This window comes from Streptomyces sp. VNUA24 (assembly GCF_029167005.1).
In the GTDB taxonomy this organism is placed as follows: Bacteria; Actinomycetota; Actinomycetes; order Streptomycetales; family Streptomycetaceae; genus Streptomyces; species Streptomyces scabiei.
Map to the genome: position 1 here is coordinate 3,803,520 of NZ_CP119143.1, position 21,497 is coordinate 3,825,016.

13 protein-coding genes are annotated in these 21,497 nt (G+C 72.7%); 3 read left to right on the forward strand and 10 right to left on the reverse strand.

What is annotated here, in order from left to right; genetic code table 11:
* Positions 1–47: 47 nt before the first annotated feature.
* A complete protein-coding gene (locus tag PYR72_RS15855) occupies positions 48–974 on the reverse strand; it encodes a proline dehydrogenase family protein (protein WP_275455947.1) in 927 nt (308 codons plus the stop codon).
* Positions 975–1,081: 107 nt separating this feature from the next.
* On the opposite strand from PYR72_RS15855, the gene PYR72_RS15860 reads away from it, so the two are divergent.
* On the forward strand, positions 1,082–2,305 hold the full coding sequence (locus PYR72_RS15860; protein WP_275455948.1) for a helix-turn-helix domain-containing protein: 1,224 nt from the start codon (positions 1,082–1,084) through the stop codon (positions 2,303–2,305).
* Between the two features lie 15 nt (positions 2,306–2,320).
* Here the strand turns inward: PYR72_RS15860 and PYR72_RS15865 are convergent, their stop codons facing one another.
* From PYR72_RS15865 to PYR72_RS15895, 7 genes are all read right to left on the reverse strand, one after another.
* Positions 2,321–5,254 carry a helix-turn-helix transcriptional regulator gene (locus PYR72_RS15865; protein WP_275455949.1) on the reverse strand — a complete coding sequence of 978 codons (2,934 nt, stop codon included), beginning with the start codon at positions 5,252–5,254 and terminating at the stop codon, positions 2,321–2,323.
* Between the two features lie 287 nt (positions 5,255–5,541).
* Positions 5,542–7,131, reverse strand: coding sequence for a phosphoglycerate dehydrogenase (gene serA / locus PYR72_RS15870; protein ID WP_013000490.1), 1,590 nt, complete (start codon positions 7,129–7,131; stop codon positions 5,542–5,544).
* 229 nt (positions 7,132–7,360) lie between these two features.
* Positions 7,361–8,362 carry a ketol-acid reductoisomerase gene (ilvC, locus tag PYR72_RS15875; protein WP_275455950.1) on the reverse strand — a complete coding sequence of 334 codons (1,002 nt, stop codon included), beginning with the start codon at positions 8,360–8,362 and terminating at the stop codon, positions 7,361–7,363.
* 118 nt (positions 8,363–8,480) lie between these two features.
* On the reverse strand, positions 8,481–9,008 hold the full coding sequence (ilvN, locus tag PYR72_RS15880; RefSeq protein WP_013000492.1) for an acetolactate synthase small subunit: 528 nt from the start codon (positions 9,006–9,008) through the stop codon (positions 8,481–8,483).
* Between the two features lie 25 nt (positions 9,009–9,033).
* Complete coding sequence (locus PYR72_RS15885; RefSeq protein ID WP_275455951.1) at positions 9,034–10,896, reverse strand: acetolactate synthase large subunit; 1,863 nt, start codon at positions 10,894–10,896, stop codon at positions 9,034–9,036.
* Positions 10,897–11,248: 352 nt separating this feature from the next.
* Positions 11,249–14,299 carry an EAL domain-containing protein gene (locus tag PYR72_RS15890; protein ID WP_275455952.1) on the reverse strand — a complete coding sequence of 1,017 codons (3,051 nt, stop codon included), beginning with the start codon at positions 14,297–14,299 and terminating at the stop codon, positions 11,249–11,251.
* A gap of 391 nt (positions 14,300–14,690) precedes the next feature.
* A complete protein-coding gene (locus PYR72_RS15895) occupies positions 14,691–15,692 on the reverse strand; it encodes a 2-hydroxyacid dehydrogenase (RefSeq protein WP_275455953.1) in 1,002 nt (333 codons plus the stop codon).
* 76 nt (positions 15,693–15,768) lie between these two features.
* On the opposite strand from PYR72_RS15895, the gene PYR72_RS15900 reads away from it, so the two are divergent.
* Both PYR72_RS15900 and PYR72_RS15905 read left to right on the forward strand, forming a co-directional pair.
* Positions 15,769–16,767: an aldo/keto reductase gene (locus tag PYR72_RS15900; protein ID WP_275455954.1), complete on the forward strand. Its 999-nt coding sequence runs from the start codon at positions 15,769–15,771 to the stop codon at positions 16,765–16,767.
* A 173-nt stretch (positions 16,768–16,940) separates the two neighbouring features.
* On the forward strand, positions 16,941–18,101 hold the full coding sequence (locus PYR72_RS15905) for a PQQ-dependent sugar dehydrogenase (RefSeq protein ID WP_275455955.1): 1,161 nt from the start codon (positions 16,941–16,943) through the stop codon (positions 18,099–18,101).
* Between the two features lie 8 nt (positions 18,102–18,109).
* Here PYR72_RS15905 and PYR72_RS15910 read toward each other — a convergent pair whose 3' ends face one another.
* Positions 18,110–18,316 carry a DUF6191 domain-containing protein gene (locus PYR72_RS15910; RefSeq protein ID WP_275455956.1) on the reverse strand — a complete coding sequence of 69 codons (207 nt, stop codon included), beginning with the start codon at positions 18,314–18,316 and terminating at the stop codon, positions 18,110–18,112.
* Between the two features lie 82 nt (positions 18,317–18,398).
* Entirely contained in the window at positions 18,399–21,482 is a 3,084-nt protein-coding gene (locus tag PYR72_RS15915) for an AAA family ATPase (protein WP_275460423.1), read from the reverse strand.
* Positions 21,483–21,497 lie beyond the last annotated feature (15 nt).

A 21,497-nucleotide genomic window follows, 5' to 3' on the forward strand; every position in this document is an offset into this window, starting at 1 on the left:
TCCGTAACTCCTTAACTGAGCGGTGTGTGGCGAGCCGTCGTGCGGGCTCAGCCCTTGCTGACCATCGAGCGGACGAAGAAGCGCAGGTTCGCCGGCTTCTCCGCCAGCCGCCGCATGAAGTACCCGTACCAGTCGGTGCCGTAGGCGGTGTAGACGCGCATCCGGTGTCCTTCGGCGGCGAGCCGGAGATGTTCGTCGCCGCGGATGCCGTACAGCATCTGGAACTCGTACTCGTCGAGCTTGCGTCCGGCGCGGTGGGCGAGTTCCTGGGCGATGGAGATCAGGCGGGGGTCGTGGGACCCGATCATCGGGTACCCCTTCCCCTCCATGAGGATCTTCAGGACGCGTACGTACGCCTTGTCGATCTCGGCCTTCTGCTGGAAGGCGACCTCGGCGGGCTCCTTGTAGGCGCCCTTCACCAGCCGCACCCGGCTGCCGCTCGCGGCGAGACGGCGGGCGTCGGCCTCGGTGCGGAAGAGGTACGCCTGGATGACGCAGCCGGTCCGCGGGAAGTCCCGGCGCAGTTCGTCGTGGATGGCGAACATCGAGTCGAGGGTGGTGTGGTCCTCGGCGTCGAGGGTGACCGTGGTGCCGATCGCGGCGGCGGCCTCGACGACCGGCCGGATGCCCGCGAGGGCCAGTTCGTGGCCGCCGGGCAGGGCCTGGCCGAAGAGGGAGAGCTTGACGGACATCTCGGCGCGCCCGCCGAGCCCCAGCTCCTTCAGCCGGTCGATCAGCTCCAGATAGGCGTCGCGGGCGGCGAACGCCTGCTCCGGACGGGTGATGTCCTCGCCGACGACGTCCAGCGTCACGTCGAGGCCCTTGCCGGTGAGATCCAGGACGACCGGAACGATGTCCTCGACCCGCTCACCGGGGATGAACCGGTCGACGACCTGCCTGGTCACGGGCGCCGCGGAGACCAGGCGTCGAATCCGGTCGCTGCGCGACGCGGCGAGAATCACGGGACCCAGCACGGGGCACCTCCACAGACCAGCAGACAGAACCACCGTGAAACCTAAGGATCCCGCCGATCCCCGGCCATCGACAGCTGTCACGCATCCGTGCCGCAGATCTCAGACAGATGTATGAAGGCTCCGGGCGCATACGGGAGAATGCCCCTGTGACGCCGGAAACCGCATCGCCCCACCCGGTGGGTGACTACCAGGACCTCGTCGACGAGATCTCCGAGCTGCTCGGCGCCCCGGCGACGCTGGAGAACCGCGACTTCGAACTGATCGCCTTCGGCGCGTACGACAGCGAGGGCGACCTCGATCCCTCGGCCCTGGACCCGGTCCGCACCCGCTCGATCCTGACCCGCCGCTCGACGACGGCGGTGCGGGAGTGGTTCGAGGGCTTCGGCATCACCCGGGCGACGGCCCCGGTCCGCATCCCGCCGACCCCGGCCGCGGGGGTCCTCCGGGGCCGCGTCTGTCTGCCCGTACGCCATCGGAGTGTCGTCCTCGGCTACGTCTGGCTCCTGGACGGCGACCCGGGCCCGACCGACGCCCAGCTCTCCGCCGCGATGGCGGTCGCCGCCCGGATCGGCGCCCTCCTCGCCGACGAGGCCCAGGCGGGCGCCGACCTCACCCGGGAGCTGCGCGCGGTCCTGACCGCCGGGCGCGACTGGGAGCGCGACATGGCGGTGGCGGAGCTGCGCAGCGCGCTCGGCCCGCGCGGCGACGGGGTCCACGCGATGGTGTGCGTGGCCCCCTGGCCGTCCGCCGGCGAGGACGACGCCCCCTCCTTCCGTACGGTGCCGGGGGCGGCCGCGCTGTGCACGGTGCCGTGGGGCGCGGCCGGCCGGGGCCTGGCCCTGCTGGTGCGGCTGCGCTCGGCGGACGTGCCGGCCCCGGCGCTCACGGCCGCCGCCCGGCTCCTGGAGCGCGCGGGCGCGCACGCGGCGGCGGGCGTCTCGGGCGCCCGTGCGGGCCTCGCCGAGCTGGGCACCGACTGGCGGGAGGCCACGGCGGCGGCCCGGGCCGCGCTCGCGGAGCCGCGTCTCGGGCCGGTCGCCGAGTGGCGCTCCATCGGCCCGTACCGGCTGCTGACCGCGCTCCCGCCCGGCGCCCCCGGGGACCCCGCCGTGCGCCCGCTCCTCACCCCGGCCCACCGCGAACTCGCCCACACCGCCGAGGTGTTCCTCGACCACGCGGGCCAGGCGGGCCGCACCGCCGCCGAGCTGGGCATCCACCGCCAGACCCTCTACTACCGGCTCTCCCGCGTCGAGAAGCTCACGGGCCTCAGTCTGACCGACGGCGAGGACCGGCTGCTGCTGCACATGGCGCTGAAGGGGGCACGGCTGTGACGCGCCGCGGGCCCCTCAGGACGGCGAACCGGTCGTGATCAGCCCCTGCCGGTAGGCGAGGGCGACCGCCTCCGTGCGGCTCGCCGCGCCCAGCTTGGCCAGGATGTTGGACACATGGACGCTGGCCGTCTTCCCGGTGATGAACAGCTCCTCGCCGATCTGCCGGTTGGTGCGGCCGAGCGCCAGCAGCCGCAGGACGTCGCTCTCCCGCGCGGTGAGCGCGGGGACGTCCCCCTCCCCCGACGCCTGGGCCAGCCGCCCCCGCCGCACGAGCGCGTCCAGGGCCGCGCGCAGCGTCACGGCGCCCAGCCGGTCGGCGGTCTCCGCCGCCGCCCGGGCCTCGGCCGCGGCCTCCTCCCGTTCCCCGGCCCCCAGCAGCGCCTCCGCCAGCCGCAGCCGGCACCGGGCCCTCTCGTACGGGTCGCCGAACGCGAAGGCGTCCACCGCCGTCCGCCAGGCCGCCACGTCGGGCCCGCCGCGCACCCGGGCCCACTCCGCCTCGGCCCGGGCCAGCCAGGCCATCCCCTCCGGCCCCTGCTCCGCGCCGTCCTCCCCCTCGGCCGCGGTGGCCCGCGCGGCCTCCACCAGCTCCTCCCCCGGGACGGCCCAGTCCCGCGCCGCCTCCTCGTCCCCGGCCGATCGCCGCTCGGCCACCCCGTCCGCGATCGCCCCGAGGGCCAGCGCGGCGAGCCGGACCGTCGCGTTGGGCAGGTTGCCCGACTCGTCGGAGAGGGCGGCGACCGTCGTACGGAACCGGGCGACGGCCCCCTCGGGATCGCGCCGCAGGACGGCCGCCTCGGTGAGCGTGATGCCCGCGACGAGCCCGGCCGTCCAGTCGTACGGACCCTCCAGCAGCGCCCCGGCCCGCTCCACGGCGCTGTCGTCACCACGGGCGAGGGCGACGTACAGGGCGGGTCCGGCGGCGTGGGCGGCCGTGGCGGGCAGCCGGTCGGCGTCGGCGGCCGAGCGGGCGCACTCGTCCCAGCGGCCCAGGGTGTACAGGCACAGCGAGTGGAGGTAGCGCATCTCCACCGGGTACGGGGAGGAGAGCAGGCCGGTACGGCCCGCGCGGTCCAGGCCGTCGGAGAGCCAGCCGAGGCACCCCTCCAGGTCTCCCGACTCGAAGCAGCCCGACGCGAGGTTGAACAGCGCGCGCATCTCCACGGGCAGGTTGCCCGCGCGCCGGGCCAGCTCACGGGCGTCCCGCAGCCGGGCCCGGCCCGCCGGTGTCCGCCGGTTGCCCCGGGGGTCCAGGCCGACCACGGAGACGATCAGGTCGGCCCGGGCGTCGTCGAGTCCCAGCCGCTCGGCGACGGCCAGCGCCCCGCCCGCGACCCGCGCGGCCTCCTCGTCCTCCCCCACGTACCGCGCCGCCATCACATGCGTGGCCGCCGCCCACACCCAGGTCCGGGACGGGGGCTCGGCGGGGATCATCTCCAGCGCCTCGCTGCTGTACCGGAACGCGGCCTTCAGGCTGTCGACCCGCATCAGGTCACCGGCGAGGGTGTACCGCACCCGGGCGGCCAGTTCGGAGTCCGCGTCCGGGCCGGCTCCGGCGAGCGCCGCACGGGTGAGCGAGACCGCCCGGTGGTTCTCCCCGGCCCGCGCGGCGGCGGACGAGGCGCGCAGGGTGAGCGTGACCGTGTCGAGGTCCCGGGGCCGGGCCACGGGGTCCACGGAGCGCCACAGGTCGAGGGCGCCCTCCAGGTGCCGCAGCTCCTCGGCGGGTGCCCCGATCCCGCGTGCGTGGTCGGCCGCCTCGACGGACGCCGTCAGCGCGTCGGCGAGATCGTGGCTCTCCCGCGAGTGGTGGGCCCGCTCGGCGCTCTCCGCCGGGCGCCCCCGGCGGGCCAGGAGTTCCGCGAACACCCCGTGCAGCCGCACCCGTTCACCCGGCAGCAGATCCGCGTAGACCGCCTCCCGGGTGAGGGCGTGCCGGAACTCGTACGTCGATCCCCCGTGCGGCAGCAGCAGTTGGCGGCCCACCGCCTCCCGCAACGCGGACTCCAGCTCGTCCTCGGGAAGTTGCACGGCGTCCCGCAACAGGTCGTGCCCGACCCTGCGGCCCGCCACCGCCGCCGTGCGCAGCACCTGCTGGGCGGCGCCGGGCAGTTGCTCGATCCGGATCAGCAGCAGGTCGGCCAGCTGGCTCGGCAGCACCGCCCCCGGCTCCTCCTCCGTCGCGGCCAGCAGTTCCTCCGCGTAGAAGGCGTTGCCCTCGGCCCGTTCGACGATCCGGCCGACCGTGGCGTCGGACAGCGGCTCGGCGCGCAGCGACCGCACCAGCCGCGCGACCTCCGGGTCCGGCATCGGCCGCAGCTCCAGCCGCTCCACGGCGGGCAGCCGCACCAGTTCGGCGAGCAGCGGGCGCAGCGGGTGACGCCGGTGCAGATCGTCCGCGCGGTACGAGCCGAAGACGGCGAGGCGGTGGGCCGGGGCACCGGGGGCGGGGCGTTGGAGGACCGCCCGGCTGAGCAGGAAACGCAGCAGGTCGCGTGAGGACTGGTCGGCCCAGTGCAGGTCCTCCAGCACCAGCAGGACGGGGGTCGTGCCGGAGAGGTCGCTCAGCAGCGCGGCGACGCCCTCGAAGAGCTGCAACCGGTCGCCGCCCTCCGCGCCGCCGCCGAGGAGTCGGCCCGTCGCCGGGTGCGCCCGCAGCAACGGGGCGAACCGCTCGTCCGCGGCCAGGGCGCCGAGGATCTCGGTGAACGGAAGATAGGGCAGACCGACGTCGCCGAGGTCCACGCAGTGCCCGGTGAGCACGAGGGTGCCTTGTTCCGCCGCGTACGCCGCGGCCTCCGCCAGGGTGCGGCTCTTGCCGACACCGGCGTCACCCGCGACCAGTACGGCGCGGGGTTCCCCGCGGCCGGCCCGGTCCAGCACGTCCCGCAGCCGGGCCATCTCGGAGTCCCGCCCGACGAACGGCGCGTGCACGATGCTCTGAGCCACGCCGCCATCCTGGCACGCCGGGTCACGATGCGGCGGTGGGGTGCGTTCTCGGGGCGTTCTCGGGTGCGGGTCCGGTGGGGGCTGGTCGCGCAGTTCCCCGCGCCCCTGAAAAGCAGGGGCTGCGCCCCACGCTTTTCAGGCCCGCAGGGGCCTGATGCTTTTAGGGGCGCGGGGAACTGCGCGAGAAGCCCCACCGGACCCGCACCCGACCACGAACCCAAAAAGCGGGGCCCGGTCACCCCAGGTGACCAGGCCCCGCCCCGCTACCGCTACGTAAGAACCAACCCTCAGACCAGGTTCACCGAGCGCGCCGAGGTCGCGCCGATCTCCGCCTCGACCTCCGCCAGCACCGCGGGCGGCACCGTGTCGTCCACCGTCAGCACCGCGAGCGCCTCCCCACCCGCCGTGGAGCGGGCGACCTGCATGCCGGCGATGTTGATACCGGCCTCCCCGAAGACACGACCCACCGTGCCGACGACACCGGGCCGGTCGACGTAGCTCAGGACGACCATGTGGTCGGCGAGCGCGAGGTCCACGTCGTACTCACCGACCGCGACGATCTTCTGGTGGTGCTTCGGACCGGCGAGCGTGCCGGAGACCGACACCTCCTCGCCGCTGCCGAGCGTGCCGCGCACGGTGACGACGTTGCGGTGGTCGGGCGACTCGGAGCTGGTGGTCAGCCGCACCTCGACGCCACGCTCCTGCGCGAACAGCGGGGCGTTGACGTACGACACCGTCTCGTCGACGACGTCCTCGAAGACACCCTTGAGGGCGGACAGCTCCAGCACCTTCACGTCGTGCTGGGTGATCTCGCCGTAGACCTCGACGTCGAGGCGGACCGCGACCTCACCGGCCAGCGCGGTGAAGATCCGGCCGAGCCGCTCGGCGAGCGGCAGACCCGGCTTGACGTCCTCGGCGATGACACCGCCCTGGACGTTCACCGCGTCCGGGACCAGCTCACCGGCGAGGGCGAGGCGCACCGAGCGGGCGACCGCGATGCCCGCCTTCTCCTGCGCCTCGTCGGTGGAGGCGCCGAGGTGCGGGGTGCAGACGACCTCGTCCAGCTCGAACAGCGGCGAGTCGGTGCAGGGCTCCTTGGCGTACACGTCGAGGCCCGCGCCCGCGACCCGGCCCTCCTTGAGCGCCGAGTACAGCGCGGCCTCGTCGACGATCCCGCCGCGCGCGGCGTTGACGATGCGCACCGAGGGCTTGACCTTCTGCAGCGCCTCGGCGCCGATCAGGCCGACCGTCTCGGGGGTCTTCGGCAGGTGGACGGTGATGAAGTCGGAGACCTCGAGGAGCTCGTCCAGCGTCAGGACCTTGACGCCCATCTGCGCGGCCCGCGCGGGCTGCACGTAGGGGTCGTAGGCGACGACCTTCATGCCGAAGGCGGACATGCGCTGGGCCACCAGGGCGCCGATACGGCCGAGGCCGACGACACCGAGGGTCTTCTCGGCCAGCTCCACGCCCGTGTACTTGCTGCGCTTCCACTCGCCGTTCTTCAGCGCGGTGTTCGCCTGCGGGATGTGGCGGGCGGTGGCCAGCAGCAGACCGCAGGCCAGTTCGGCGGCGGTCACGATGTTCGAGGTGGGGGCGTTGACGACCATCACGCCGGCCTTGGTGGCGGCGGAGACGTCCACGTTGTCCAGGCCGACGCCGGCGCGCGCGACGACCTTCAGCCTCTTCGCGGCGGCGATCGCCTCGGCGTCGACCTTGGTGGCCGAGCGGATCAGAATGGCGTCGACGTCGGCGATGGCCGGGAGCAGTTCGGCTCGGTCCGCTCCGTTGACGTTCCGGATCTCGAAGTCCGGGCCCAGCGCGTCGACGGTGGCGGGCGACAGCTCTTCAGCGATCAGTACGACTGGTTTCGAGCTCACGTGAGTCCTCACAAGTCCAATGCTGCGGACGGCCGTCCCGACGGCCGCAGGCGGTGGAGGGTGGTGTCCGCGTGGAAGACGCACGACGCTGTGGGCCCGACGCGTATGTAGTGCTGCAGTGTAGTGGCGTCGGGGGCATCGCCTCACGCCACCGCGGAAGGATCACCCGGACGTGAAACAAGGCCGGCCGTGGCACCGGGTGAACCCCGCCACGGCCGGCCTCACAGGATCAGGCCTCTTCGTCGTTGACCCACGACATGAGCTTGCGCAGCTCCTTGCCGGTGGTCTCCAGGAGGTGCTCGGAGTCCTGGGTCTTGTACTCGTTGTACTTCTTCAGACCGCCGTGGTACTCGTCCATCCACTGCTGGGCGAAGGTACCGTCCTGGATCTCGGCGAGGACCTTCTTCATCTCGGCCTTGGTGGCGTCCGTGATGATCCGGGGGCCGGTGACGTAGTCGCCCCACTCGGCGGTCTCGGAGATCGACCAGCGCATCTTCTCCAGGCCACCCTCGTACATGAGGTCGACGATCAGCTTCAGCTCGTGCAGGCACTCGAAGTACGCGATCTCGGGCTGGTAGCCGGCCTCGGTCAGCGTCTCGAAACCGGCCTTGACCAGGGCGGCCGTACCACCGCAGAGAACGGCCTGCTCGCCGAAGAGGTCGGTCTCGGTCTCCTCGGTGAAGGTCGTCTTGATGACACCCGCGCGGGTGCCGCCGATGCCCTTGGCGTACGAGAGCGCGAGCGCGAAGGCGTTGCCGGTGGCGTCCTGCTCGACGGCGGCGATGCACGGAACGCCGCGGCCCTCCTCGTACTGGCGGCGGACGAGGTGGCCCGGGCCCTTGGGGGCGACCATGCAGACGTCGACGCCGGCCGGGGGCTTGATGAAGCCGAAGCGGATGTTCAGGCCGTGGCCGAAGAACAGCGCGTCGCCGTCGTTCAGGTTGTCCTTGATGTGGTCCTCGTAGACCTGGGCCTGGATCGGGTCCGGGACGAGGATCATGATGACGTCGGCCTCGGCGGCGGCCTCCGCCGGCGTCACCACGCGCAGGCCCTGCTCCTCGGCCTTCGCCTTGGACTTGGAGCCCTCGTGCAGACCGACGCGGACGTCGACACCCGAGTCGCGCAGGGACAGCGCGTGGGCGTGGCCCTGGCTGCCGTAACCGATGACCGCGACCTTGCGGCCCTGGATGATGGACAGGTCGGCGTCGGCGTCGTAGAACAGCTCGGCCACTTTGGGTTCTCTCCTTGAGTGCAGGTGTTGCGTCCCACCGTATGACGGCGGGCGGAATGAAAGTCCGCGGGTCTCGGCATACGGGCGGCCGCGCGTCGCGGGCCGCCCGTGTCGTGTGTCAGGCCGACCGGTCCAGGGCGCGCAGTGAGCGGTCCGTGATCGAACGGGAGCCGCGGCCGATCGCGATCGTGCCGGACTGGACCAGTTCCTTGATGCCGAACGGCTCCAGCATCTTGAGCATGGCGGCCAGCTTGTCGCTGGACCCGGTGGCCTCGATGGTGACGGCCTCCGGGGAGACGTCGACCGTCTTGGCGCGGAACAGCTGGACGATCTCGACGATCTGGGAGCGCGTCTCGTTGTCGGCGCGCACCTTCACCAGAACGAGTTCCCGCTGAACGGCGGAGCCCGGTTCCAGTTCGACGATCTTCAGGACGTTGACGAGCTTGTTGAGCTGCTTCGTCACCTGCTCCAGGGGCAGTTCCTCGACCACCGTCACCACGATGGTGATCCGGGAGATCTCGGGGTGCTCGGTGACACCGACCGCGAGCGAGTCGATGTTGAAGCCGCGACGGGAGAACAGCGCGGCGATCCGGGCGAGGATGCCGGGGGTGTTCTCCACCAGGACGGAGAGCGTGTGCTTGGACATGGTCGGGTTCCTTTACCTACGGCTCTCAGTCGTCTTCGTTGTCGCCGAAGTCGGGGCGGACGTCCCGGGCGGCCATGATCGTGTCGTTCGAGGTGCCGGCGGCGACCATCGGCCACACCATCGCGTCCTCGTGCACGACGAAGTCGACGACGACCGGGCGGTCGTTGATCGAGTTCGCCTCCTCGATGACCTTGTCGAGGTCGTCCGGGGACTCGCAGCGGATCGCGTAGCAGCCCATCGCCTCGGACAGCTTCACGAAGTCGGGGACGCGGGTGCCGCGGGCGTTGGGGTTGACGTCGTCCGGGCCGCTGTGCAGGACGGTGTTGGAGTAGCGCTGGTTGTAGAAGAGGGTCTGCCACTGGCGGACCATCCCGAGGGCGCCGTTGTTGATGATGGCGACCTTGATCGGGATGTTGTTCAGCGCGCAGGTGGTGAGTTCCTGGTTGGTCATCTGGAAGCAGCCGTCGCCGTCGACCGCCCAGACGGTCCGGTCCGGGGCTCCGGCCTTGGCGCCCATGGCGGCGGGCACCGCGTAGCCCATCGTTCCGGCGCCGCCGGAGTTCAGCCAGGTGGCGGGCTTCTCGTACTGGATGAAGTGGGCGGCCCACATCTGGTGCTGGCCGACGCCCGCCGTGAAGATCGTGCCCTCGGGGGCGAGCTGTCCGATGCGCTCGATGACCGCCTGCGGGGAGAGCGAGCCGTCGCCCGGCTGGTCGTAGCCGAGCGGGTAGGTCTCGCGCCAGCGGTTGAGGTCCTTCCACCAGGCCGCGTAGCGGGGGGCGTCGGCCTCCTCCGGTCCGGCCTCGCTGTGCTCCTTCTGCACCGCCTGGATGAGGTCGGCGATGACCTCGCGGGCGTCGCCGACGATCGGGACGTCGGCGGCGCGGTTCTTGCCGATCTCGGCCGGGTCGATGTCCGCGTGGACGATCTTCGCGAACGGCGCGAAGCTGTCCAGCTTGCCGGTGACACGGTCGTCGAAGCGGGCGCCGAGGGCGACGATCAGGTCGGCCTTCTGCAGCGCGGTGACCGCGGCCACGGAGCCGTGCATGCCGGGCATGCCCAGGTGCTGCGGGTGGCTGTCGGGGAACGCGCCGAGCGCCATCAGGGTGGTGGTGACGGGCGCGCCGGTCAGCTCGGCCAGCACCTTCAGTTCGGCCGTCGCCCGCGCCTTGAGGACACCGCCGCCGACGTACAGGACGGGCCGGTTGGCGGCGGTGATCAGCTTGGCGGCCTCACGGATCTGCTTGGCGTGCGGCTTGGTGACGGGCCGGTAGCCGGGCAGGTCCATGGCAGGCGGCCAGCTGAAGGTGGTCTTCGCCTGGAGGATGTCCTTGGGGATGTCGACCAGGACCGGTCCCGGGCGGCCGGTGGAGGCGATGTGGAACGCCTGGGCGATCGCCCGGGGGATGTCCTCCGCCTTGGTGACCAGGAAGCTGTGCTTGGTGATCGGCATGGTGATGCCGACGATGTCCGCCTCCTGGAAGGCGTCCGTACCGATCGCCTTGGACACGACCTGCCCGGTGATCGCGACGAGCGGCACGGAGTCCATGTGCGCGTCCGCGATCGGGGTGACCAGGTTGGTGGCGCCCGGCCCGGACGTGGCCATGCACACCCCGACCTTGCCGGTGGCCTGCGCGTAGCCGGTGGCCGCGTGGCCGGCGCCCTGCTCGTGGCGGACCAGCACGTGCCGCACCCGCTTGGAGTCCATCATCGGGTCGTACGCCGGCAGGATGGTGCCCCCGGGGATGCCGAATACGGTGTCGGCCCCGACCTCCTCAAGCGAGCGGATGAGGGACTGCGCACCCGTGACGTGCTCGACGGGGGTGGTCGGTCCTCCGGATCGGGGCCGCGGCTGCGGATGGTGGGCCCCGGTGGCCTGCTCGGTCATCGGCATTCTCTTCTCGATGCTGAGGGTGTTTTGCGAGGTTCGTGCGGTGTGCGGCTCACGCCGACTGGTGCCCGTGCAACAAAAAACCCCTCCTTGCCACAGGGCAAGCGAGGGGAGCGCGTCGGGTACGGTCGCCGGGGATTCCGGATCGTCGTCCGGTGGGTCCCAGCTTCAGCCGACGCGCTTTCCAAGTACGAGGATTCGGGTGCGCATGGCAATGACCCTCTCTCCGGCGCGCACCGCGTGTCAAGCGGGTGGGACGGGAGTCTCAACATGTGAGCGACGGGCACGTCCGCCTCCAGGGACAGCGGTGACACCACTGGTGTACACCCACGCGCCCGTCACTGCTCACTCACCCCCGGGGTGCCAGGGTCGGCGCCGAGGCCACGACACGCCCCTCCGTCTCTCGCGCACCGCCCGCGAACACGGGTTCCGCCGGTCCGGAGGGCATCGGGAAGTGGCCGCGGGACAGGGCCCGGCGCAGGCGGTACTCGTCCAGCGGCCCGGAGAACGCGGCACCCTGGCCATGGGTGCAGCCCATCGCGCGCAGGGCGACGACCTGCTCGGGCAGGTCCACCCCGTCGGCCACGGACTCCAGCCCCAGGTCGTCGGCGATGCGCAGCAGCCCACGCGTGATCTTCTGCAGCCGGGTGGACTCCACGATCCCCTCGACGAGACCGCGGTCCAGCTTCAGGACGTCGACGGGGAGCCGGCGCAGTGCCGTGACGGCCGCCTGTCCGCTGCCGAGGCCGTCCAGGGCGATTCTGACGCCGAGGCGGCGGAGGTGGTTCAGCCGCCGCTCCAGCTCGTCCGGCGGGCCCTTCAGCTCGGTGTCGGACAGCTCGACGACCAGGGAGCCGGCCGGCAGCCCGTGGCGGGTGAGGAGCGTCTCCACCGAGCCCGGGGGCAGTGAGCGGTCCAGCAGACGCCGGGCGCTCATCCGGACGGAGACCGGCACGTTCAGCCCGCTGGTGAGGCGGTCGGCGGCCTGCTCGACGGCCTGCTCGAGCATCCAGCGGCCCAGCTCGGCGGTCTTCTCGCTGTCCTCGGAGACCCGCAGGAACTCGGCGGGCGTGAACAGCACCCCCTGGGAGGAGCGCCAGCGGGCGGCGGTCGCGACCGAGGAGATCCGGCCGGTGCTCAGCTCCACCACGGGCTGGTTGAGCAGCATGAACTCGCCGTCGTGCAGCGCGGCCCGCAGCCGGGTGGCCAGCTCGGCACGGCGGACGACGTCCTGCTGCATCTGCGGCTTGTACAGCTCGACGCGGCCCTTGCCGGACGCCTTGGCCCGGTACATGGCCAGGTCGGCGTTGCGCAGCAGCTCGCCCGCGCCGAGGCCGGGCTCGGCGAAGGAGACGCCGATGGAGGCGGCGACCCGGACATCGTTGCCGTCGATGGTGTACGGCTGCGAGAGAGCGATCCGGAGCCGGTCCGCCAGCTCCAGGATGTGCCGCTCTCGGTCGACGCGGTCGTGCGAGCCGTCCCCGACGATGAGGGCGGCGAACTCGTCACCGCCGAGGCGGGAGGCGGTGTCTCCCTGGCGTACGGCGTCCTGGAGTCTGCGGGCGGCCTGGACGAGCAGTTCGTCCCCGGCCTGGTGGCCGATCGTGTCGTTGACGGCCTTGAAGCCGTCGAGGTCGATGAAGAGGACCGCCGTGTTGCGCAGGGCGGCACCGCGGTCGGAGGAGCGGCGGCCGGAGAGCGCCTGCTGGACGCGCTTGGTGAACAGGGCGCGGTTGGGCAGGTCGGTGAGCGGGTCGTGTTCGGCGTTGTGCTGCAGCTGGGCCTGCAGCCGCACGCGCTCGGTCACGTCCCGGCTGTTGAGGATGAGGCCGCCGTGGTGGCGGTTGATCGTGGACTCCACGTTCAGCCAGCCTCCCCCGCCGCCGGACTTGAAGCGGCACTCGATGCGGGTGGTGGGCTCCTCGGCGGGGCTGGCGGCGAGGAAGCGGCGTACCTCGTGGACGACGCAGCCGAGGTCCTCGGGGTGGATGATCGAGGCCAGCTCCTTGCCGACGAGGTCCTCCGCGGGGCGTCCGTAGACCCCGGCGGCGGCCGGGCTGACGTAGCGGAGGATGCCGTTCGGCGCGGCGATCATGATGACGTCGCTGGAGCCCTGCACCAGGGACCGGAAGTGGTTCTCCTTCTGGGCCAGTTCCTGGGTGAGGGTGATGTTGTCGAGGAGCATGATGCCCTGGCGCACCACGAGGGCGAGCACGACGGTGCAGGCGGTGATGAGCACCACGCGGTCGACGCGGCGGCCGTTGAGGACGTTGTAGAGGATGCCCAGCGTGCAGACGGCGGCGGCCAGATAGGGAGTGAGCGCGGCCAGGGAGCCGGCCATGGGGCGGGTGGCCGGATACCGGCCGTTGCCCGCGCCTTGCAGGAGCACATGCGCCTGCCCGGCCTGCGGGCCGTCGTGCCGGTGCCCCGGACGGACCTCGTGACGGTGCCCGGTGTGCACGTCGTGGCGCCGGCCCGGGGGTACGTCGTGGCGCTGGCCCGGGATGTGTTCGTGCACCACGCGCGCGTGCCCGCCCTCGTCCGCCTGTCCGTGGCGCCGGCCGGCCCAGGGGGCGTAGGCGAGGAGCAGGGAGCCCGCGAACCAACCGGCGTCGAGGAGCTGGCCCGATTCGTAGCTGGTGTGCAGCAGGGGCGAGGTGAACAGGGCGTCGCACATCACGGTCAGCGCGAGGGCGCCGATCGCGGTGTTCACCGCGGAGCGGTGCATCGAGGAGCGGCGGAAGTGCAGCGCGAGCACCATGCTGACGAGGGCGATGTCCAGCAGCGGGTAGGCCAGCGAGAGCGCGGTGTGCGCGGTGTCGGAGTCGTCGAGCTGCGCGTTCTGCGCGAGCGCGAGGCTCCAGGAGAGGGTGACCAGGGAACCGCCGATGAGCCAGGAGTCCAGCGCGAGACAGACCCAGCCGGCCTTGGTCACCGGCCGCTTGGCCAGGACCAGCAGTCCGACGATGGCGGGGGGCGCGAAACAGAGGAAGAACAGGTCCGCGTAGCTCGGCTCGGGCACGGGCCGCTCCAGGACGACCTCGTACCACCCCCAGACGCCGTTGCCCAGGGCCGCCATCGCGGAGGAGAGGGCGAACAGCAGCCAGGCGGGTCGAAAGCGGCTGCGGCGGCTGCGCGCGTAGCGGAAGCAGGAGACGGCGGCCGCGGCGGCCGCGGCGCTGAGCCCGAAGTCACCCATGACGAGGGCGACTTGCTCGTTGCCCCAGCCGAACGCGGCGCCGAGGGCGTAGGCCGCGCAGAGCAGGGCGAGGACGATCTGGGCCCGCAGGCTCGCGCCACCGCGGTCGGGGGCCCGCCCGCCGGACAGTGGTCCGGGCCGCGGCTCGGCCGCCCGGAGCGCGGGGCTCAGCGTGGAGGCGGAGGACTGGCGGGGACTCACGGGGTCTCCCCGGTGAGCGCCGCTCCCCTGTCCCGCTGGTCCCGGTGCGTGGGAGGGGTGTGCTTTCTGCGGTTGCTGTGCCTGCGGTGATGACCTTGACCGCTGTGGCCGCCGTGGCTCCCCTGCGGGTGCCTCCGCGTCGCAGCTCGCCAGGGCCGCCGTCGTCGGCTCCGCCGCGTCGGATCGTTCGTCCATAGGCCGTGCATCGCCCGTCGCCCCCCTCGCTGTCTCAAGTCCGTCCCCGGCGCCGAACGGTGCGCGGCGCAGCCCCTGTCGGGACGATACACCAGTATCGTCACTCAGGGACATAGTTCCTCTACGCTCAGTGACCACCTCTGGCAACACGAGCACGGTCCGCTTCCGAAGGAACGCGGAGGGTGCCCGAAGTGGACTACGCGCCGTCCGTCTCGCCCGTCGTAAAGACCACGTTGCGCAAGGGCTCCCGGTTCACGAATCGCCCCAACTGGTCCACCAGCAACCTTTTGGCGCGCGGCAGGAAGGCCGATGTGGGGCCGCCGACATGGGGGCTGATGAGCACCCCGGGCGCGCGCCAGAGCGGGTGCCCCGGCGGCAGCGGCTCCGGGTCGGTGACGTCGAGGGCCGCGGTGAGGCGCCCGGTGTCCAGTTCCGCGAGCAGCGCCTTGGTGTCGACGACGCCTCCGCGGGCAACATTCACCAGGAGGGCTCCGTCCTTCATATGGGCCAGGAAGTCGGCGTCCACCATGCCTCGCGTCTGCTGCGTGAGCGGGGTGGACAGGATCACGACGTCCGCCCGCGGCAGCAGGGAGGGCAGTTCGGTGAACGAATGCACCGGTCCGCGCGCCGTGGTGCGCTCAGAGCGCGCGACGCGCGCCACCCGCGCCACCTCGAAGGGCACGAGCCGGTCCTCGATGGCGGCGCCGATCGCTCCGTAGCCGACGATCAGGACGGACCGGTCGGCGAGTGCGGGCCGGAAGTCGCCCTGCCAGCGCTCCTGTTGCTGGTCCCGGACGAAGTCGGGGACGCCGCGCAGCGAGGCGAGGGTCAGGGTGAGCGCGAGTTCGGCCGTGCTGGCCTCGTGCACGCCGCGCGCGTTGCACAGCTGCACACCGGGCGGGAGCACGGCCATCCGGGCCAGCACGTCGTCGACACCCGCCGTGAGCGTCTGCACGACCCGCAGGTTCCGCATGGACTCCAGCGGGATCGCCATGCTCGCCCGGCGCTTCATATAGGGGACCACGTACAGGACACAGTCCGCGGGATCGCCCGGGAACGGCTGGGTGCCGTCGTCGCCCCCGTCCCAGAAGAGGTAGTCGGGACCCGGCGGGAGCCCCTCGATCTCCTCCGGCGGGATGGAGAGCCACACATCACCGGTCACGCCCGCGGTCGGGTCGCCAGTCGCCTCAGCAGTCATGCTCCGGAGGCTATGTCAGGTACCCGGTACGGCAGAGGTTAGGTTGGGGGTTCGGGAGAGGGAGGGTCACGACCAGGTGGAGCGCAGGACGATCGGCGCGGCGACGCTCGAGGTGGGGGCCGTAGGACTCGGGTGCATGCCGATGAGCTGGGCGTACACCGGGTCGCGGCAACGGGGCGACGAGTCGATGCGGACGGTGCACCGGGCGCTCGATCTCGGCACCACGCTGCTGGACACGGCCGACATGTACGGCCCCTTCACCAACGAACTGCTGGTGGGCCGGGTGCTGAAGGAGCGCCGCGCGGAGGCCTTCGTCTCCACCAAGGTGGGCCTGCTGGTGGGCGAGCAGCACATCGTGGCCAACGGCCGCCCCGGCTATGTGCGGCGGGCCTGCGACGCCTCGCTGCGCCGGCTGCAGACCGACGTCATCGATCTCTACCAGCTCCACCGGGCGGACCCCGAGGTCCCCGTGGAGGAGACCTGGGGCGCGATGGCGGAACTGGTGCAGGCCGGGAAGGTCAGGGCGCTGGGTCTGTGCGCGGTGGGCGCGCGGGCGGGGCGCGGGCCGGGCGCGGGGGTGCACGACGCCACGATCCGCCAGCTCCGGCGGGTCCAGCAGGTCTTCCCGGTGAGCGCGGTGCAGGCGGAGCTGTCGGTCTGGTCGAGGGAGGCGCTGGACTCCCTTCTTCCCTGGTGCGGGGCCCGCGGTATCGGCTTCCTCGCCGCGATGCCGCTGGGGAACGGTTTCCTCACCGGCACCCTGACCCCCGGCGGGGGCTTCGAGCGGGACGACCTCCGGGCCCGTCACCCCCGTTTCACCGCGGACATGATGGCCGCCAACCAGCGGCTGGTCGTCGGCCTGCGCCGCGTCGCGGCCCGCCACGGTGCGGACGTGACCCCGGCCCAGGTCGCCCTCGCCTGGATCCTGTCCCTCGGCCCGCACGTGGTGCCGGTGCCGGGCACCAAGCAGGCACGGTGGGCGGCCGAGAACGCGGCCGCCCACGCCCTGCGCCTCACGGCCGCGGATCTGGCGGAGGTGGCGGCCCTGCCTCCCGCCCGGGGATCCTGGGACTGAGCGGGCGCGCGTCGGTGTCCGCGGCGCGTGGGGCGGTGGCCTGGGGCGCCGGTGGTGCGGGATGGGCGTGGTGGGGCGTGGCACGCGAAAAATCCGCTTGATCGGGCGGAGGCGGAACCTGTGGGGCACTCGCGGTGTATGACAGGTAGAAGCTCCACGCCGAAGGGATCGTGATGGTGCAACGTCGAGTGGTGACGGCCGTGTTGGCCGCAGCCGTGCTCCTGGTGACAGCCGGCTGCTCCTCCGACGACGGGGAGAAGGGCGCGACCGGCAGCTCACCGCCGGGCAGCAGCGGTGCCGAGTCACCCCCACCCGAGCGGGCGGCGGACACGGCGGCCCCCGCCAAGGGGTCGGTGAAGGTGGTCCGCACCGTCGCCGAGGACCTCGACACCCCCTGGGGTCTCGCGCCGCTGCCCGAGGGCGGGCTGCTCGTCTCGTCCCGCGACGAGGCCACGATCAGCAGGATCGACGAGGAGTCCGGCAGAAGGACCGTGCTCGGGGAGGTCCCCGGCGTCGCCGCGGCCGGGGAGGGCGGCCTGCTGGGCATCGCGATCTCCCCGGAGTACGCCTCGGACCACATGATCTACGCGTACTTCACCTCGGAGTCCGACAACAGGATCGTGCGGATGCTCTACGACCCCGAGAAGCCGGCGGGCGAGCAGCTCGGCGCCCCCGACACCATCCTCCGCGGCATCCCCAAGGGCACGAACCACAACGGAGGGCGCCTCGCCTTCGGCCCCGACCGGATGCTGTACGCGAGCACGGGCGAGCGGTACGAGGGTCCACTGGCCCAGGACAAGGACTCCCTCGGCGGCAAGATCCTCCGCATGACCCCGGACGGCGAACCGGCCCCGGGCAACCCCTTCGACTCCGTCGTGTACTCGTACGGCCACCGCAACGTCCAGGGCCTGGCGTGGGACGGCAAGCAGCGCCTGTGGGCCTCGGAGTTCGGCCAGGACACCTGGGACGAGCTGAACCGGATCCGGCCCGGCGGGAACTACGGCTGGCCGGAGGTGGAGGGCAAGAGCGACCGGTCCGGTTACGTCGACCCGGTCGCCGTGTGGCGTACGGACGAGGCGTCCCCGAGCGGCATCGCCATGGCGGAGGGCTCGGTCTGGATGGCGGGGCTGAAGGGGCAGCGTCTGTGGCGCATTCCTCTCGACGGCACCAAGGCGGCCGCCGACCCCCAGGCATTCCTGGAGGGCGACTACGGCCGGCTCCGCACGGTCGTCTCCGCCGGTGGCGACAAGCTGTGGCTGGTGACCAGCGAGACGGACGGCCGGGGCTCCCCGCAGGGCGCCGACGACCGGATCCTGGAGCTGCGGGTGACGTAGACCGCCTGCTACTCCTCGCCCGGCCCGCCCGCCTCCTGCGCCTCGTCATCCGGCTGTGCGGGCGGCCGGACGACGACCTTGCCGGACTCCAGGTCTATCGGTCCGCGTCCCGGATCGCTGTCGCCGACGTCCTCCCGGTTCAGTTCCAGCCGCTTCTGCTCGTCCTGCGTGTGCTTGCGGCCAGGTGCGAACAGTTCCTCGAAGGCGTTGAACACGGTTCTCCCTCCCCGGGGCCGCGAGGCAGCGGGCGGTCGGGTCCCGCTGGCTGTCGGCGGAGCCTCGGCGGTCTCCCCTCCATCATCCCGCTGCCAACCGCTCCCCCGCTTCCGCCGGGGACAGCCCCACCCGATGGGCCACCGCCGCCGCCTCGCCACGGCCGGACACACCCAGCTTGGCGAGGATGTTGGAGACGTGGACGCTGGCGGTCTTCGGGGAGATGAAGAGTTCCTCGGCGATCTGGCGGTTGGTGCGGCCGACGGCCACCAGACGCAGGACGTCGTGTTCGCGGCCGGTGAGGCCGAGCGCGGCGACGGGGTCGGCGGGGGCGAGGGCCGGTTCGGGGGCGCGGCTCAGGGTGAGGCGGGCCCGGCGGGCGAGGAGGGCGACCGCGTCGGCGAGCGGGCGGGCACCGAGGTGGTCGGCGACGGCGGCGGCGAGCCTCAGCAGTTCCGTCGCGCGGTCCCGGGCCTCGTCGTCCGTGCCCCGGGCCAGCAGTGCCTCGGCGAGGCGGTGCCGGACGCGGGCGAGGTCGTAGGGCCGTTCCAGGGGCTCGAAGGCGGTGACGACGTCGGACCAGGTGTCCGGGTCCGACAGCCCTTCGGCCCGCCGGAGTTCGGCGCGGACCCAGAGTTCGTGGGCGAGCCAGACCGGTGCCCCGGTGGTGAGCTTCCTGACCACGGCGCAGATCCGGTCGAGTGTCTCGGCGCGGCCCGGCCCGGCGGTGTGCAGGGTGCGGGCGTCGGCCTCGGCGGCGGCGGCGGTGAGCAGCAGGGGCCAGGCGTAGCGCTGGGTGCCGACGGGGAAGCCCGTGTCGAGGACGCGGGTCAGTTCGGCGCGGGCGTCCGGGAGGCGGCCCTCGGCGGCGGCGATGCCGAGGGTGAGGCAGGACAGCGGCAGGTTGTTCTGGGGCATGGGGTTGTGGGTGCCGAAGTAGCCGTGGGCGGCGGCCAGGTGGCGCCGGGCCTCGGCGGTGTCGCCGCGGGCCAGGGCGAGGGCGGCGAGGGAGAGGGAGCTGCCGCCGCGGCTCTTGGTGCTGCTCCCGGCGCACCCGGCCTGCACGGCGGCTTCCGTGGCCTCGTCCCAGTGGCCGAGGGAGAAGAGGGATTCGGAGAGGTTGCCCCAGATCCATGCCTCGGAGTCACGCAGACCCATGCGCCGGGTGACGTCGAGGCCGGTGCGCAGCAGTCGCGCCGCCTCCTGTGAGCGGCCGACGCCCTCCAGACAGGAAGGGAGGTTCACATGGGCGCGGCCCACGACGGCGGCGGGACCGCGTTCGAGCGAGCGCCGGAGGACGGCCTTCATCTCGTCGAGGCCGGTCTCGACGTGACCGGCGTCGGCCATCAGGCCGCCGAGGGTGAGGCGGGCGTTGAGTTCGATGTCCTCGGCGCCGACCATGCGCGCGTACTCGACGGCGCGCTGGGCGTCGGAGAGCGCGTCGGGCCCTGGGGCATGGAGCATCGACCAGCACGCGACGCGGGAAAGCACCTCGGCGTGCACCTCGGACGGGGGCTGGCCGCGGACCAGTTCCTGGGCGGTGGCGAGTTCCTTCCAGCCGTCGCCCCGGGCCAGGCCCTCGGTCAGCATCGAGCGCTGCACCCAGAACCAGGCGGCGCGCAGGGGGCTGCTCCCGTCCGCCAGCCGGTCGAGGGCCCGCCGGGTGATCCTCAGGGCCCGCTCGCGCTCTCCGCACAGCCGTCCGGCGACGGCGGCCTCGGCCATCAGGTCGAGGTAGCGCAGGGGGTGGGTGCCCGGGGCGCAGCCGCAGGGCGGGTAGACCTCGGTGTAGTCGACGGGGCGCAGCGCGGCCCGTACGGCGTCGGGGGCGGCGTCCCACAGCTCCATCGCCCGTTCCAGCAGGCGTAGTTGCTCGGAGTGGGCGTGCCGGGAGCGGGCCTCGGCGGCGGCGTCGAGCACGGCGGGCAGGGCCTTGGCCGCGTCGTGGGCGTGGTACCAGTAGCTGGCCAGGCGGGTGGCGCGGCCGGCGGCGGGGACCAGGGCGGGGTCGGCTTCCAGGGCCTCGGCGTAGTGGCGGTTGAGGCGGGAGCGTTCGCCCGGCAGCAGGTCGTCGCTCACGGCCTCGCGGACCAGGGAGTGCCGGAAGCGGTAGCCGTCGTCGCCGGGGGCGGCGAGCAGGATGTTGGCGCCGACGGCGGCTCGCAGGGCCTCGATGAGTTCGTCCTCGGGGAGCCGGGCGACGGCGGCGAGCAGGGCGTACTCCACGGTGGAGCCGCCCTCGGCGACGATGCGGACGACCCGCTGGGCGTCCTCGGGGAGACGTTCGACGCGGACGAGGAGCAGGTCGCGCAGGGTGTCGGTGAGGCCGGGACAGCCGCCGTCGTGGGCGGCGACGGCGAGTTCCTCGACGAAGAAGGCGTTGCCGTCGGAGCGCTCGAAGATCTCGTCGGCGCGGTCCGGGTCGGGTTCGGCGGCGAGGATGCCGGCGAGCTGGTGTCCGACCTCGGCGCGGTTGAAGCGGGGGAGTTCGACGCGGCGGACCGTGCGGAGGCGGTCGAGTTCGGCAAGGAGGGGGCGCAGCGGGTGGCGGCGGTGGATGTCGTCGGAGCGGTAGGTGGCGAGGACGACGAGGCGGCCGGTGCGCAGGGTCCGCAGGAGATAGGAGAGGAGGTGGCGGGTGGAGGCGTCGGCCCAGTGCAGGTCCTCCAGGACGAGGACGATCGTGCGGTCGGCGGCGAGGCGTTCCAGGAGGCGGGCGGTGAGTTCGAAGAGGCGGGCGGTGCCCTCCTCGTCGTGCCGGGTGTGCGCTGTCTCGCCCAACTCGGGCAGGAGCCGGGCCAGTTCCTGTTCCTGTCCGGCGGCCGCGGCGGCGAGTTCGCCGGGCAGCCCGCGGCGCAGGGCGCGCAGCGCGGTGGAGAAGGGGGCGAAGGGCAGTCCGTCGGCGCCGATCTCGACGCAGCCGCCGGGTGCGACGACCGCGCCTCCGCGTGCGGCCTCGGCGGCGAATTCCTCGACCAGCCGGGTCTTGCCCACCCCGGCCTCACCGCCGAGGAGGAGGGCCTGCGGCCCGCACCCGTCCGTGCCGCCTCCCGCCGTGCGCGCGGTGCCTTCCCCGGCGCGGGTCAATGCCTCGCGCAACACCTCCAGTTCTGCGGCGCGACCGACGAACACGGGACTGACGGACCTGGTCTCCACGTCGCCGAGCATCGCACGACCGCCGAC

What these genes read in the sequence shown, in the direction of transcription:
- PYR72_RS15860 (WP_275455948.1), top strand. Translation starts at nt 1,082, where the DNA reads ATGTATGAAGGCTCCGGGCGCATACGGGAGAATGCCCCTGTGACGCCG.
- PYR72_RS15885 (WP_275455951.1), bottom strand. Translation starts at nt 10,896, where the DNA reads ATGACCGAGCAGGCCACCGGGGCCCACCATCCGCAGCCGCGGCCCCGA.
- PYR72_RS15915 (WP_275460423.1), bottom strand. Translation starts at nt 21,482, where the DNA reads ATGCTCGGCGACGTGGAGACCAGGTCCGTCAGTCCCGTGTTCGTCGGT.
- ilvN (WP_013000492.1), bottom strand. Translation starts at nt 9,008, where the DNA reads ATGTCCAAGCACACGCTCTCCGTCCTGGTGGAGAACACCCCCGGCATC.
- PYR72_RS15895 (WP_275455953.1), bottom strand. Translation starts at nt 15,692, where the DNA reads ATGACTGCTGAGGCGACTGGCGACCCGACCGCGGGCGTGACCGGTGAT.
- PYR72_RS15905 (WP_275455955.1), top strand. Translation starts at nt 16,941, where the DNA reads ATGGTGCAACGTCGAGTGGTGACGGCCGTGTTGGCCGCAGCCGTGCTC.